The following is a 12,082-nucleotide window of genomic DNA, read 5'->3' on the forward strand; positions in this document are numbered from 1 at the left end:
GTCGTGAAGCTACACCGACGGACGGCGGCGTGGGGGGATCCCCACGGCGGAGTATCGGCGCGCCTCCGCGGCGGCGACCGCCCACTCCGGGTCTCCGGGCAGCGCACCCATCGGGTCCCGCTGCGCGCACGGCACACCCGCATCGGTGGGCAGCACCGCGCGCTGCAACGCCTGCACGATCCCCAACGGCCGATGAGCAGCCGGGGCCAGGCGGCCGATCCACCGACGATCGCGGGCCGTCATGTCGTGCCGCAGGCTCTCCATCAACGCCGCCACGGTTCCCGACGGCACCTCCGTCAACCACGAGCCGAACCGGCGGATCACCGCGCCCGGCAATCCGGCGACGGTGACCTGGGCGCGCGGCATGCCGGTGACCTGCCCGTAGAGGCGGAGCAACTCGGGATAACGCAGCGACTGTCCGCAGCCCACATCGAACGAGTCCGTGGGAGTGTCCGCGACGGCCGCCCCGAGCACCGCGGCGACCAGGTCGACGACCGCGATCGGCTCGACCCGCGACTCCATCCAATCCGGTACCACGGTGACGGGTAGGCGCCCCGCGAGTTGGCCGAGCACCTCGAAGCTCGTCGACCCGGAGCCGAGCACCATCCCGGCTCGCAGCGTGATCACCGTGCGGCGGGAGCGGGACAGTTCCTGCTCGACCTCCCAACGCGAGAGCAGATGCTCGGACAGCGCGTCCGGCGCACACTCGGGGACGAACCCGGAGACGTAGACGACACGCGTCACCGGAGAGGCATCGACCGCGTGCCGGACGGTGCGGGCCGCTGCCAGGTCGAGGTCCCGGAAGTGCGCCGAGCGCATCCCGTGCACGAGATAGACCACGACGTCGACATCGTCGAACGCCGGTGGGAGAGTGTGCGCGGCGGTGACGTCCACTCGCGCGGTCTCGACCTGGTCGTGCCACCAGAAGCGTCGCAAGGCCGTCGGGTTCCGAGCGGCGGCGCGCACGGTGCAGCCGATAGCGAGGAAGGCGGGGACGACCCGGCTGCCGACGTAGCCGGAGGCACCGATCACGAGAACTCTCATGCGCTGTCCCGTCCCTTGTCGCCTTCGGGAGGGATGCACGCGCGGGACCGTCGCGAAACATCAGGAGTGGTTCCCATCACCGGAAATAGTGTTACCGTTGGTCACAAATACAGTGGCCGGTATCGAAGGAGGCCTCCCATGTCGATGCTGCGCGGCAGCCCACTCCGACATCGGATCCTGTTCGTCCTCGCCGTCCCCCTCGGCGCCGGACTGCTGTCCGCCCTCGGACATCTCGTCCAGCGCCGCCACGGCCGGCCCACCTCCGTCTCCGAATCCCTCTTCGCCATCGCCAGCAGCCTGCGCCGCCGCACACTGTTCACCCGGCCCACCGGCGACCACCCACCGGCCCCCGAGACGCCAGGACAACCATGACCACAGGACGACCATGACCACCCACACCGTCACCAACGGGCCCGTCCGACTCCACGTCGTCGAAGAAGGCAACCCGCACGGACCGACCCTCGTCCTCGTCCACGGCTGGCCCGACACCCACGCCCTGTGGGACCGCGTCGCACCCCTGCTCGCCGACGACTTCCGCATCCTGCGCTACGACAACCGCGGCGCCGGCGCCTCCACCGTCCCCCGCGCGGTGGCGCACTACCGGCTCGAGCACCTCGCCGCCGACCTGCACGCCGTCATCGACGCCCTCGCCCCGAACGACCCGGTCCACCTACTCGGCCACGATTGGGGCGCGGTGCTGTGCTGGGAAGCGGTGTGCGAACCCGACGCCGGCGAGCGCATCGCCTCCTACACCTCGATCTCCGGCCCCAACCTCGACCATCTCGGCCTGTGGATGCGCCGCCGTCTCCGGCGCAAACGCCCACTCGGCCCCGCCGAACAGGCTCTCGCCTCCGCCTACACCCTCGCCTTCCAGATCCCCGGTCTGCCGAATCCGGTGCTGCGCGGCCCGCTCGCCCGCCACTGGCCGGCCTTCGTCGGGTTCTTCGACCGCACCGACCCCGCCGCGATCGCCCCCGTCGCCCCGACCCTCGCCGACGACATGGTGCACGGACTGTCCCTGTACCGGGCGAACATCCGCACGCGGCTCGCCCGACCCCGCGAGCGGCACACCGACGTCCCGGTCCAGCTGATCCAGAACCTGCGCGACCGAGCCGTACGCCCCGTCGGCTACGAGGACACCCCCCGCTGGGTCACCGACCTGCGCATCCACCCACTCGACGCCGGGCACTGGTCGCCGCGCTCCCACCCCCGCAACATCGCCGACGCCACCGCCCGATTCGTGCAGCAGATCGAAGCCGCGCGCACCTGACCGCATGACCTCAGCCGGACGACTCCGCGCGCGGCGCCGACTCCATCGGCGCATCGTCGTCGTGCACCGATAGCCGCCGCGGACCCGGACCCTGCTGCCCGAGCACGTCACCGGGATTCGCGAGCGGACACGACGCCAAACTCAGGCACCCGCAGCCGATGCAATCGGTGAAACTGTCGCGCAACGCGGTGAGATCCTCGATGCGGCGGGTCAGCCGGTCGTGCCACGCCCGCGACAGTCGCGCCCAGTCCTCCGTCGTCGGCACACGACTGTCCGGCAACGAATCGAACGCATCCTTGATCTCCTCCAGGGACACCCCCACACCCTGCGCGACCTTGATGAACGCCACCTTGCGCAGCGTGTCGCGACGATAACGCCGCTGATTGCCCGAGGTGCGGCGACTGGTGATCAGACCACGCGACTCGTAGTAGTGCAGCGCCGAGACCGCCACCCCGGAACGGTCCGCCAACTGCCCGGGTGTCAGCCATATCGCAGGGTTCATCGGCCCCCTCCTCGCCCCGCAGACATCGTGATCGAGTTGTGCTGCACAGTACCGGCCACCGAAGACACCGGGCACCCGGGTCGCGTGAGCGCCCGGGGTCAGAACGACGGCGGCCCGAACTCGGCAGCGACCTCCGGCGCATCCATCCGCAACATGTCGTACGCGGTGTGCGCCCACCTCCGCACCGACTTCGGGTACGGCCGCTCGAACCGCTCGCAGACCCGCGCCGTCGCCAACGCCGCCTCGAACCGCCACTTACGGGAACCGCTCACGAACGTCCGGGCCTGGAACAGATAACTCGATGCGGGGATCGTCACGTCGACCACCGTAGAACCTCCGACCGGCACAGCGGGGGAGCGGCACCCCGCGCGCCACGCCGATCCCACCCGTCCCGACCACATTCCTAAGGGAGTGTTAGGAACCACCACAGACCCTTCCGCAACCACTGTGACCCGAACCACTGTGGGGAGCGCACAGATCCACGCAGCGAAAGGAGTCCCGGGTGAGCACCACCTCGACGGGCGAACGCCGAGTCATCGGCAACGTGTTGAAAGGCTCGGTCGGCAACCTGATCGAGTGGTACGACTGGTACGTCTACGCCGCGTTCAGCGTCTACTTCGTGAAGGAATTCTTCCCCGAAGGCGACCCCACCGCCCAACTGCTGTCCACCGCAGCGATCTTCGCCGTGGGATTCCTCATGCGACCGATCGGCGGCTGGATCATGGGCCGCTACGCCGACCGGCGCGGACGGCGCTCGGCGCTGACCCTGTCGGTCACCGTCATGGCCGTCGGCTCCCTCATCATCGCCGTCACCCCGGACTACGCGACCATCGGACTCGCCGCACCCCTTCTTCTCGTCCTCGCCCGCATGATGCAGGGACTGTCCGTCGGTGGTGAATACGCCACCAGCGCCACCTATCTCGCCGAGGTCGCCTCACCCGGACGCCGCGGGTTCTACTCGAGCTTCCAGTACGTCACCCTCGTCGCCGGACAGCTCATCGCCCTCGGCGTCCAGATCGTCCTGCAGCTCACCCTCTCCGCCGAGGCCATGCAGGCGTGGGGCTGGCGCATCCCGTTCGTCATCGGCGCCGTCGCCGCCGTCGCCGTGATGTGGCTGCGCCGCACCATGGACGAATCCGAAGCGTTCACCGAGGAAGTCGCGGCCAAGAGCGCCACCGACCGGCCGGAGAGCACGCCCGAGCAGGGCGGCATCCGGATGCTGCTGCAGTACCCCCGCGAATGCCTACTGGTGTGCGCGCTGACCCTCGGCGGCTGCGTGGCGTTCTACACCTACACCACCTACATGCAGAAATACATGATCAACACCTCCGGCATCTCCAAGGACACCGTCGCCTGGATCAACTTCGCCGCCCTGCTGGTGTTCATCGTCCTGCAACCCATCGGCGGGGCCCTGTCGGACCGCATCGGCCGCCGCAAACTGCTCATCTTCTTCGGGGTCGGCGGCACCGTGCTCACCGTCCCGTTGATGACGATCCTCGGCAGCACCACGAACCCGCTGATCGCGTTCGGGTTGATGATGCTCGGCCTGACCGTCGTCACCGGCTACACCTCGGTCAACGCCATCGTGAAGACCGAACTGTTCCCCACCAAGGTCCGCGCGCTCGGCGTCGGCCTGCCCTACGCGCTGACCCTGGCGATCTTCGGCGGCACCGTCGAAACCGTCGCACTCGCGCTCAAGCGCGCCGGCCACGAATCGCTATTCTTCTACTACGTGACCGGCTGCATCGCCGTCTCGCTCGTCGTGTACTTCTTCATGCGGGAGACCTCCGACGGCTCACCCCTGGACCGCACGAGCACCGACCGCACGAGCACCCACACCGACACCCCCGACGAGCACGCCGACCTGGCCACCTCGCGACACTGACCGAAAGGGACCCACGTGCAGATCGCGGTGGTCGAGGACGACGACGGCGTCGGCGACGCCCTCGTCGAAGCCCTCACCTCCCACGGCCACCGGCCGATCCGCATGCGGCGCGGCGCCGACCTGCTCCTCGGACACCGCGACCTCGACGTCGTCATCCTCGACCTCGGCCTGCCCGACGCCGACGGCCTGCAGGTGCTCCGGCAACTGCGGGCCGTCAACGACGTCCCCGTCGTGATCCTCACCGCGCGCGGCGACGAACGCTCGGTGGTACGCGGCCTGCGCGGCGGCGCCGACGACTACCTCGTCAAACCGGCCCGCCTGGCCGAACTGCTCGCCCGCGTGGACGTCGTCACCCAACGGCGCCGCGCGCTGTCCGAGTCCTCCCGCATCGTCCGCGCCGGCGACGTCGTCGTCGACCTCGACGCCCGCGAAGTGGAGGTGGGCGGCGAACCGGTCACCCTCACCCCGAAGGAATTCGACCTGCTCGCCGTCCTCGTCGCCCGCTCCGGCGCCGCGGTCAGCCGCCAACAACTCATGGACGCCGTGTGGGGCGACGCCTATGTGGCGATCTCCCGGTCGCTCGACGTGCACATGACCGGGCTGCGCGCCAAACTCGCCCGCCCCGGACTCATCTCCACCATCCGCGGCTACGGCTACCGGTGGGGCGGCTGACATGCAGCGACGCGTCCTGGCGGTGCTGCTCGTCTTCGCGACCGTCGCCGTCGTCGCCTTCGCCGTACCGCTCGCTCTCGCCACCAGCGCCGGCCGCACCGCCGTCCTGGGAGCGAACCGGGAAGCCGACGCCCACCACTTCGCCACCCTCGCCGTCCAGATGCGCGCCCCCGGCAGCACCGCCCTGCTCGACGAGGAGGTCACCCGCTACCACCGGCTCTACGACGAAGGCGTGCTGATCGTCGACGCGCGCGGCGCACCCCGCGCGAGCGCGGGCCTGACCCCGACCGACCCCGGTGTGCCGGAGGCGATCACCGCCGGTCTGCGCAACCAGAAACAGGGCATCGGCGGTCCGCTGACCCCGTGGTCCCCGCACCGGGTACTGCTCGCCGTGCCGGTGGGTACCGGCGCCCAGGTCGAAGGAGCCGTCGTCGTCGACGTGTCCACCGACGCCGCCCGCCACGACATCCGCACCTCGTGGCTGCTCATCGTCACCGGCGCAGCGGCGGCGCTCGTGCTCGTCACCATCCTCGCGACCGCCCTGTCACGGTGGACGGTCCGCCCGCTCACCGCGCTCACCGCGCGGGTCGCGGCGCTCACCGACAGCGTCCCGGCGCTGCATCCACGCTCCCGGACCGGGGACACCACCACCTCGGTCCGGCATCACGGCCCCCCGGAGGTCCGGGAACTCACGCAGGCCTTCGACACCATGTCCGAGGCGGTCCGCACGTCCACCCGCGTCCAGAGACAGCTCATCGCCGACACCGCGCACCAACTCCGGAACCCGCTCGCCGCCCTGCACATCCGACTCGACTCCCTCGAACCGCACGTCGGCGCCACCGGCGTGGAGACCTATCGGCGCACGGCCGTCGAAGTCGACCGGCTCGGCGGCATCCTCGACGGCCTGCTCGCCCTCGCCACCGCCGAATCACCTACCGATATCACCGAGACGGACGGGCACGACGGGTGCGATGTCGGCGCCGTCGTCGCCGACCGCGCGGATGCCTGGTCCGAGGCCCTGGCCGAGGCCGGTATGACCGTCAGCGTGGACGAACCGTCCGGGCAGCGCCTGCAGGCCGGCTTCTCCGCCGACCATCTCGCTCAGGTGCTCGATGTGCTGCTCAGCAACGCGAGCAAGTACGCCCGCGCGGCCACCGGGGTCCGCATCACCACCCGACACCACGACGGGACCATCCGGATCCGCGTCGAGGACGACGGCGCCGGAGTCGCACCCAATGAGCTCGGCGCCCTCACCTCCCGGTTCTTCCGCGGGTCCCGAGCCGACGGGCCCGGCACCGGCCTCGGGCTGTCCATCGCGGTCGCGCTCGTCGAGACCGGCGGCGGCACCCTCGACCTCGCCGCCGCCGACCCGCACGGACTGGCCGTCACCCTGACCCTGCCCGCCGACTCCCGCGCGGAGGCATCATGATCACCCGCCGCGATCTCCTGCGGTCCGTCGCGCTGCTGGCGGTGGGCGGAGCCGCCGCCGGCTGCACGCGCACCGGAGAGCGTGAGGAACTGATCCTGGCGGCAGGGGAGGAGGGTGGGTTCTTCTGGGAGTTCGCCGAACTCACCGCGGCCGCCGCCGACCGGGCGGGCCTGCCCATCGCGATAGTGCCGGAACGCACCCCGGGGTCGGTCACCAATCTCGCCGCGCTGACGGCGGGGAATGCGGAGCTGGCGTTGACCCTCACCGATGTCGCGGTGCGTGCCCACGACGAGGGCGCGCGGTTCACGGCGATCGGACGGGTCTACGAGAACTACATGCAGTTGGCCGTGCGTGCGGACTCACCGATCCGGAAGATCGCCCAGTTGCGGGGCGCACGGATCAGCCTCGGCGCTCCCGGATCGGGTGCCGAATTCACCGGCGAACGCATCCTCGCCGTCGCCGGGCTCGCCGAGCCGGGAGCCGTCACCCGGGTGCACCTGTCGATGGCCGACGCCGGTCGCGCGCTGGTGGACGGCGAGATCGACGCGGTGCTGTGGGCGGGTGGTGTTCCTACCCCGTCGTTCGCGAACCTGGGCGTGCCGTTGCGGCTGATCGATCTGTCCGTGCTCCTCGAACCGCTGCGGGCCCGATTCGGTCCGCGATACGAACCGGTGCTCATCCAGCCCGGCACCTACGGGCAGCCGGACGCCGTCGCCACTATCGGGTTGGGCAACCTGCTGCTCGCCGGGGCATCGGTGTCGAACGAGGCCGCCGCCGCACTGGTGGATCTGCTCGTCGACCATGCCTCCGAACTCGTGCCGGCCCAGGCCACCGGCAGTCAGTTCCTCGACCGGCAGTCGCTGATCGTCACGGCCGATGTCCCGCTGCATCCGGGAGCGGTGGCCGCGTACCGGCGTCATCACGGCTGACGAGACGGGCGGACAGGGGAGAAGGGGCCCTGAATCGTGCCGACCCAGGCACATAGTGGGGTGGAAGGCATGCGCTGGTGTCGGTGGGATGCGGTGCGGAGATCGGGCTCGCCCTCGAGGTTCGAGGAGATCGGGACCGGATCGGCTGTGCAGGGGACATGCGCGGGGCACAATGGAACCGTTCACCTCTGTGTGCGTGAAATTCGTTGGCAGCCAACACGATTCATGGATAACGGTGATTATCCATCAAATGTGGAAGAGGCGAGAAGGGGCGATCGGTGGTCGCAGCACCCCGGGGGACGGGATGATCCCGCGCCACCAACATGCGCATCGTCCGCGCGATCTGCGGCGCGCAACGCGCACGCGAGACGACCACACGGTGCTGCCGCAACGCCGCATCGGTGAACCGTGGGTCGGTGCAGTGTGCGCGTCGCTGCCGCATGGCACCCGATGCACGAGCGGCCGAACGCGCGTCGAGCGGATCGGCGGCTCGATCCGGCACGGGCGCCGGCAGGCCGGTCGCAGTCCGGAGGTGAGCCGGACTCGAGCCAGAGGCGGTGGGGCCCATCGCATCGATCCGGGGCGAACCAGGGATCTCCGAACGCCTCGGACGCCCTGCCGCACCTGTCCGGAGGAGGTCCGGTTCCACTCTAGTTAACATAATGTAGATTATCGGCAATTTGGATATGGGCGGTGACCTGGGGTTCGGCGCTGATAATCCCGATGCCGCCGAGTGACGTCCCTGATCCGCAGATTCGAGCCGTCGTCGCACGCACTGCATCGCGTCGTGCGACGTGCCGTCCGGCGCGCGTTGTTCCCTCCGCCTCGTGCGACGTGCGAACCGCGCCGCACGACGCGCTCCCGGCGCTCGAGCTTGCCGCGCATTCGCCGTGCCTGGACCGGTCCGCCGCCTGGTGTCGGTTCGCCGCCTCGGACGCCCGATACGACCTTCCGGGCCCGCCGCCCTCGCCCCCTGCCTGTCCGCCCAGCCGTCGTGAAAACGTCACAGTGACGTTTTCACGTGGTCTAGCGGGTCCCGCTGTGGACACCTATCTGCGTCGATATCATCGGCGCGGCAGTGACAACGCGATCCGGGAAGGTCGACCGTGACGCAACCACGGCTCCTGCGTTCCTGGGTGGTCTTCGCGATCAACACCGTCCCGCTCTATCTCTGGGGTGCACTCACCGACGGTGAATTCGACATCACCGGTGCGCGTCTGCCGGTCAGTGCGTTGATGTTCGTCTGCCCGGCACTTGCGGCCCTCGCCGCCGGCGGCGGGCGCGAGTCGGCCCGGCGGCGCATGTGCACGCTGCCGCGCGCGCTGTGGCTGATCGTCGCACTGTTTGTATCAGCTGCGCTGGTACTGGTCGTATCCATCGTGGTCGCCGGTACCGGTCCGTCCGGCATCTCGGTCTCCCTCGTGGCGGTCGTCGGTGCGTATTTCGTTGCGGCGGTGTGCGAGGAACTCGGGTGGACGGCGGACGCTCCTGGCGGCGAGCGGGATCTGCTCGCCTGTCGCGTCCGCGGTGGCCGTCGGGGTCGCAGTGCTCGTCCTGGCCTGTCTGCGGGTCGCGTCCCGCCGGGTCGAGGGTGCGGACTCCCCTCCTCCGCCTCGGACGATAAACCCAGAAACGTCACAGTGACGTATTAATCTCGCCTCCCGTGCATTATGACGCTCGCCGCAACCGCCGCAACTGCGCGGACAGATAATCCCGGGCACGGCGATGACCACCGACCCGGACGAGTTCGTCGGCGAGCTCCTCGAGCAGTCGTGACAGCAGCTCCTCGTCGGGTGACCAGCCCTCGCGCTGCCGGCACCGGTCGAGCCATTCGACCGGCGCGATGTGTCCGCGGTCGGCGTTGCAGCGTCGGCACGCGGCGACCTCGTTGGCGGTGATGCTCGGCCCGCCCTTCAGGCGCGGCACCAGATGATCGGTGGTCGGGGTGATCAGCTGCCCGAACTCCCGTCCACACCACAGGCACCGCCCGTCCTGACGGTCCAGGGCGAGCGAGAGTCGGGTGACGCGGTCCATCCTCCGATCGTCGCCTATCGGCGCCGCCGTAGTCGCCGATGAGTCCGATCCGGTTTCCCGGAGACTGTTTCAGGGGCGTGCTTCGAGGACGAGGTTGAAGGGTGTTTCGGTGGCGCGGCGGAAGGTGCCGAATCCGGCTTCGGCCGCGACATCGGCGAGCCGTCGCTCCCCGGCCTGCGCGCCGAGCCCGAGCGCGACCGGCTGGTCGAGGGACGACGGGGTGCACAGCACCGTCGATGCGGCGTAGTACATCCGGCCGACCGGGTTGAGGTTCTCGGGCAGGCTGTCGCGGGCGAACGGTTCGACGAGCATCACCGCGCCGTCGTCGGCGAGCGCGCCGCGCGCGTACCGCAGTGCGCCGACGGGATCGCCCATGTCGTGCAGGCAGTCGAAGTAGCAGATCAGGTCGTAGTCGGATCCGGGGAAGTCGGTCGCCGAGGCGACGGTGAAGGTGGCGTTGTCGACGCCCTCCTCCGCGGCCAGTTCCGTCGCCCGCGCGATGGACGCGTCGTGGTAGTCGAAGCCGCGGATGGTGGACTGCGGGAACGCCTGCGCGAGCAGGGTCGTGGAGACACCGTGGCCGCAGCCGATGTCCGCGACGGTGGCGCCGGCGCGCAGTGTGTCGACGACCCCGTCGAGGGCGGGCAGCCACACGTCGACGAGGTTGGCGCGGTAGCCGGGGCGGAAGAACTGTTCGGTGCCGACGAACAGTTCGGGATCGTGTTCGTGCCAGCCGAAACCTTCGCCGTTGCGGATGCGTTCGGCGATGCGGCTGCGGTCCTTGTACACGGAGCCGATCAGGTGGAAGCCGCCGGCCAGGTAGACGGGGCTGTCCTCGCGGGCGAGGGTCATGGCGTGTTCCGGTGCCAGACTGAACGTTCCGGCGTCGGGATCGTAGGTGAGATAGCCGCTGGCGGTCTCGGCGGAGAGCCATTCGCGCAGATAGCGTTCGCGGATGCCGGTGCGGTCGGCGAGTTGTTCGCTGCTGACCGGGCCGGCTTCGTCGAGCGCGCGCCACAGTCCGAGTTCGGCGCCGATGAGCACCAGTGCGCCGTTCATGGCCGCACCCATGTCGACGACGAGTTGTCCGAGGGTCTGCTCGAGTCGTGCTTGGTCGGGTTCGTGCATCTCCGTGGTCATCACGCACCTCCTGGCGATGGGAGTACTCGCTCACGGTAGGTCGCGTGGCCGGTTCCGCGGCGACGGCTCGGGTTCGATCGGGTGTCGATCCGGGTGGCGGTGCGTAGCGGGAGGTCACGAACCGGGTGGTGGCGGGAGGATTCGGGGGTGCGTGGCGTGTTGCAGACAGCTACGCTTGTAGCAGACTGCAACATCAGGAGGCCGTCATGACGTCATCCACCGACAAGGTCACCCGCTTCGACGCCGAACTCGTCGACAGCGCCATCGCCGAGGGCGGCCGCCAGAACCGCACCGGACGCCAGCAACTCGAGTACTGGGCCCGCATCGGCCGCGCGATGACCGCCCACGAGACCGCCTCCCTGCACCGGGTGCACGAGGCGCTGGCCGGGACACGGGAGCTGAGCGAGCTCACCGCCGCCGAGGGACGGCTGTTCGACGCGGAGATCGATGCGCGCCTGGCGGACGGGCTGGCCCGCACCGACTACGCCGAGATTCTCGCCGCGCGTGGGGTCACCACGGTGGTGCTCGACGACGAAGGCCGGCTGGTCGAGCAGCGTCCCGACGGTAGTCGCCGGGTGCTCGACGACGCATGAGGCGTCTGGATCTGATCGTCGGTCCCAACGGTTCCGGCAAGTCGACGTTCGTCGAGTTGTCCCTCGCTCCCCTGCTGCCGCGCAGCGTGTTCGTCAATGCGGATGTGATCGCGCGGCAGCGCTGGCCCGACCGGGCGGAGGAGATGTCGTACGAGGCGGCGCAGCTCGCCGCGGCGGCGCGGGACCGGTTGCTGCGGCAGGGCCGGTCGTTCATTGCGGAGACGGTGTTCTCGCATCCGTCGAAGCTGGAGTTGATCGACCGCGCGCACGAGGTGGGGTTCACGGTGGTGCTGCACGTGATGCTGGTGCCCGAGGCGATGTCGGTGCTGCGTGTACAGCACCGGGTGGCCTCCGGTGGGCATGCGGTGCCCGAGGACAAGATCCGGGCGCGTTATCGGCGGTTGTGGCCGCTGGTGGCCGAAGCGATCGGCCGCGCCGATCAGGCGTCGGTGTACGACACGGCGTCCGGGACCCCGGTGGTGGTGGCGCGGTTCGCCGGCGGGGTGCCGGTGGGTGCGGTGCGCTGGCCGGGATGGGCGCCGGCGGCGCTCACCGGGCTCGGCTGAGAGATCCGGGCCCGGTGG

General features: G+C 69.9%; 14 protein-coding genes. 9 read left to right on the top strand and 5 right to left on the bottom strand.

What is annotated here, in order from left to right:
* Positions 1-9: 9 nt before the first annotated feature.
* Entirely contained in the window at positions 10-1,044 is a 1,035-nt protein-coding gene (locus tag QR64_RS14940; RefSeq protein WP_039585965.1) for an NAD(P)H-binding protein, read from the bottom strand.
* Positions 1,045-1,182: 138 nt separating this feature from the next.
* Between QR64_RS14940 and QR64_RS14945 the strand changes: the two genes are divergently transcribed.
* Entirely contained in the window at positions 1,183-1,416 is a 234-nt protein-coding gene (locus QR64_RS14945) for a hypothetical protein (RefSeq protein WP_019289588.1), read from the top strand.
* 13 nt (positions 1,417-1,429) lie between these two features.
* A complete protein-coding gene (locus QR64_RS14950; RefSeq protein WP_039585968.1) occupies positions 1,430-2,314 on the top strand; it encodes an alpha/beta fold hydrolase in 885 nt (294 codons plus the stop codon).
* 10 nt (positions 2,315-2,324) lie between these two features.
* On the opposite strand, the gene soxR is transcribed toward QR64_RS14950, so the two are convergent.
* Both soxR and QR64_RS14960 read right to left on the bottom strand, forming a co-directional pair.
* Positions 2,325-2,816, bottom strand: coding sequence for a redox-sensitive transcriptional activator SoxR (gene soxR / locus QR64_RS14955; RefSeq protein WP_039585970.1), 492 nt, complete (start codon positions 2,814-2,816; stop codon positions 2,325-2,327).
* A gap of 98 nt (positions 2,817-2,914) precedes the next feature.
* Positions 2,915-3,133: a hypothetical protein gene (locus QR64_RS14960; RefSeq protein ID WP_235367157.1), complete on the bottom strand. Its 219-nt coding sequence runs from the start codon at positions 3,131-3,133 to the stop codon at positions 2,915-2,917.
* A gap of 185 nt (positions 3,134-3,318) precedes the next feature.
* Between QR64_RS14960 and QR64_RS14965 the strand changes: the two genes are divergently transcribed.
* The 5 genes from QR64_RS14965 (at position 3,319) to QR64_RS14985 (ending at position 9,383) form a co-directional block, all read left to right on the top strand.
* Positions 3,319-4,701: an MFS transporter gene (locus tag QR64_RS14965; protein WP_039585973.1), complete on the top strand. Its 1,383-nt coding sequence runs from the start codon at positions 3,319-3,321 to the stop codon at positions 4,699-4,701.
* Between the two features lie 15 nt (positions 4,702-4,716).
* Positions 4,717-5,373 carry a response regulator transcription factor gene (locus tag QR64_RS14970; protein ID WP_039585974.1) on the top strand — a complete coding sequence of 219 codons (657 nt, stop codon included), beginning with the start codon at positions 4,717-4,719 and terminating at the stop codon, positions 5,371-5,373.
* 1 nt (position 5,374) lies between these two features.
* Positions 5,375-6,802, top strand: coding sequence for a sensor histidine kinase (locus QR64_RS14975; RefSeq protein WP_039585975.1), 1,428 nt, complete (start codon positions 5,375-5,377; stop codon positions 6,800-6,802).
* Positions 6,799-7,731, top strand: a complete 933-nt coding sequence (locus tag QR64_RS14980; protein ID WP_039585976.1) for a TAXI family TRAP transporter solute-binding subunit — start codon at positions 6,799-6,801, stop codon at positions 7,729-7,731. The genes QR64_RS14975 and QR64_RS14980 overlap by 4 nt, the downstream gene beginning before the upstream one ends.
* Before the next feature lie 1,106 nt (positions 7,732-8,837).
* The gene (locus QR64_RS14985; protein WP_152640958.1) at positions 8,838-9,383 is read left to right on the top strand and encodes a hypothetical protein; all 546 of its coding nucleotides are present in this window, start codon (positions 8,838-8,840) and stop codon (positions 9,381-9,383) included.
* A gap of 16 nt (positions 9,384-9,399) precedes the next feature.
* On the opposite strand, the gene QR64_RS14990 is transcribed toward QR64_RS14985, so the two are convergent.
* Positions 9,400-9,765: an HNH endonuclease gene (locus QR64_RS14990; RefSeq protein ID WP_039585980.1), complete on the bottom strand. Its 366-nt coding sequence runs from the start codon at positions 9,763-9,765 to the stop codon at positions 9,400-9,402.
* Positions 9,766-9,834: 69 nt separating this feature from the next.
* Positions 9,835-10,905, bottom strand: coding sequence for a class I SAM-dependent methyltransferase (locus QR64_RS14995; protein ID WP_019289578.1), 1,071 nt, complete (start codon positions 10,903-10,905; stop codon positions 9,835-9,837).
* A 206-nt stretch (positions 10,906-11,111) separates the two neighbouring features.
* On the opposite strand from QR64_RS14995, the gene QR64_RS15000 reads away from it, so the two are divergent.
* Together QR64_RS15000 and QR64_RS15005 are read left to right on the top strand one after the other, a co-directional pair.
* Positions 11,112-11,498, top strand: a complete 387-nt coding sequence (locus QR64_RS15000; RefSeq protein ID WP_039585981.1) for a TA system antitoxin ParD family protein — start codon at positions 11,112-11,114, stop codon at positions 11,496-11,498.
* Positions 11,495-12,064 carry a zeta toxin family protein gene (locus QR64_RS15005; protein WP_019289576.1) on the top strand — a complete coding sequence of 190 codons (570 nt, stop codon included), beginning with the start codon at positions 11,495-11,497 and terminating at the stop codon, positions 12,062-12,064. Before QR64_RS15000 ends, QR64_RS15005 begins: the two co-directional genes overlap by 4 nt.
* Positions 12,065-12,082 lie beyond the last annotated feature (18 nt).

Origin of the sequence: Rhodococcus sp. Chr-9, from assembly GCF_000801125.1 — a bacterium.
GTDB lineage: Bacteria > Actinomycetota > Actinomycetes > Mycobacteriales > Mycobacteriaceae > Rhodococcus > Rhodococcus pyridinivorans.

Bases quoted from the DNA above. Each gene is read 5' to 3' on its own strand.
- QR64_RS14990 (WP_039585980.1), bottom strand. From the start codon at position 9,765: ATGGACCGCGTCACCCGACTCTCGCTCGCCCTGGACCGTCAGGACGGG.
- soxR (WP_039585970.1), bottom strand. From the start codon at position 2,816: ATGAACCCTGCGATATGGCTGACACCCGGGCAGTTGGCGGACCGTTCC.
- QR64_RS14950 (WP_039585968.1), top strand. From the start codon at position 1,430: ATGACCACCCACACCGTCACCAACGGGCCCGTCCGACTCCACGTCGTC.
- QR64_RS15000 (WP_039585981.1), top strand. From the start codon at position 11,112: ATGACGTCATCCACCGACAAGGTCACCCGCTTCGACGCCGAACTCGTC.
- QR64_RS14940 (WP_039585965.1), bottom strand. From the start codon at position 1,044: ATGAGAGTTCTCGTGATCGGTGCCTCCGGCTACGTCGGCAGCCGGGTC.
- QR64_RS14975 (WP_039585975.1), top strand. From the start codon at position 5,375: ATGCAGCGACGCGTCCTGGCGGTGCTGCTCGTCTTCGCGACCGTCGCC.
- QR64_RS15005 (WP_019289576.1), top strand. From the start codon at position 11,495: ATGAGGCGTCTGGATCTGATCGTCGGTCCCAACGGTTCCGGCAAGTCG.
- QR64_RS14995 (WP_019289578.1), bottom strand. From the start codon at position 10,905: ATGACCACGGAGATGCACGAACCCGACCAAGCACGACTCGAGCAGACC.
- QR64_RS14980 (WP_039585976.1), top strand. From the start codon at position 6,799: ATGATCACCCGCCGCGATCTCCTGCGGTCCGTCGCGCTGCTGGCGGTG.
- QR64_RS14945 (WP_019289588.1), top strand. From the start codon at position 1,183: ATGTCGATGCTGCGCGGCAGCCCACTCCGACATCGGATCCTGTTCGTC.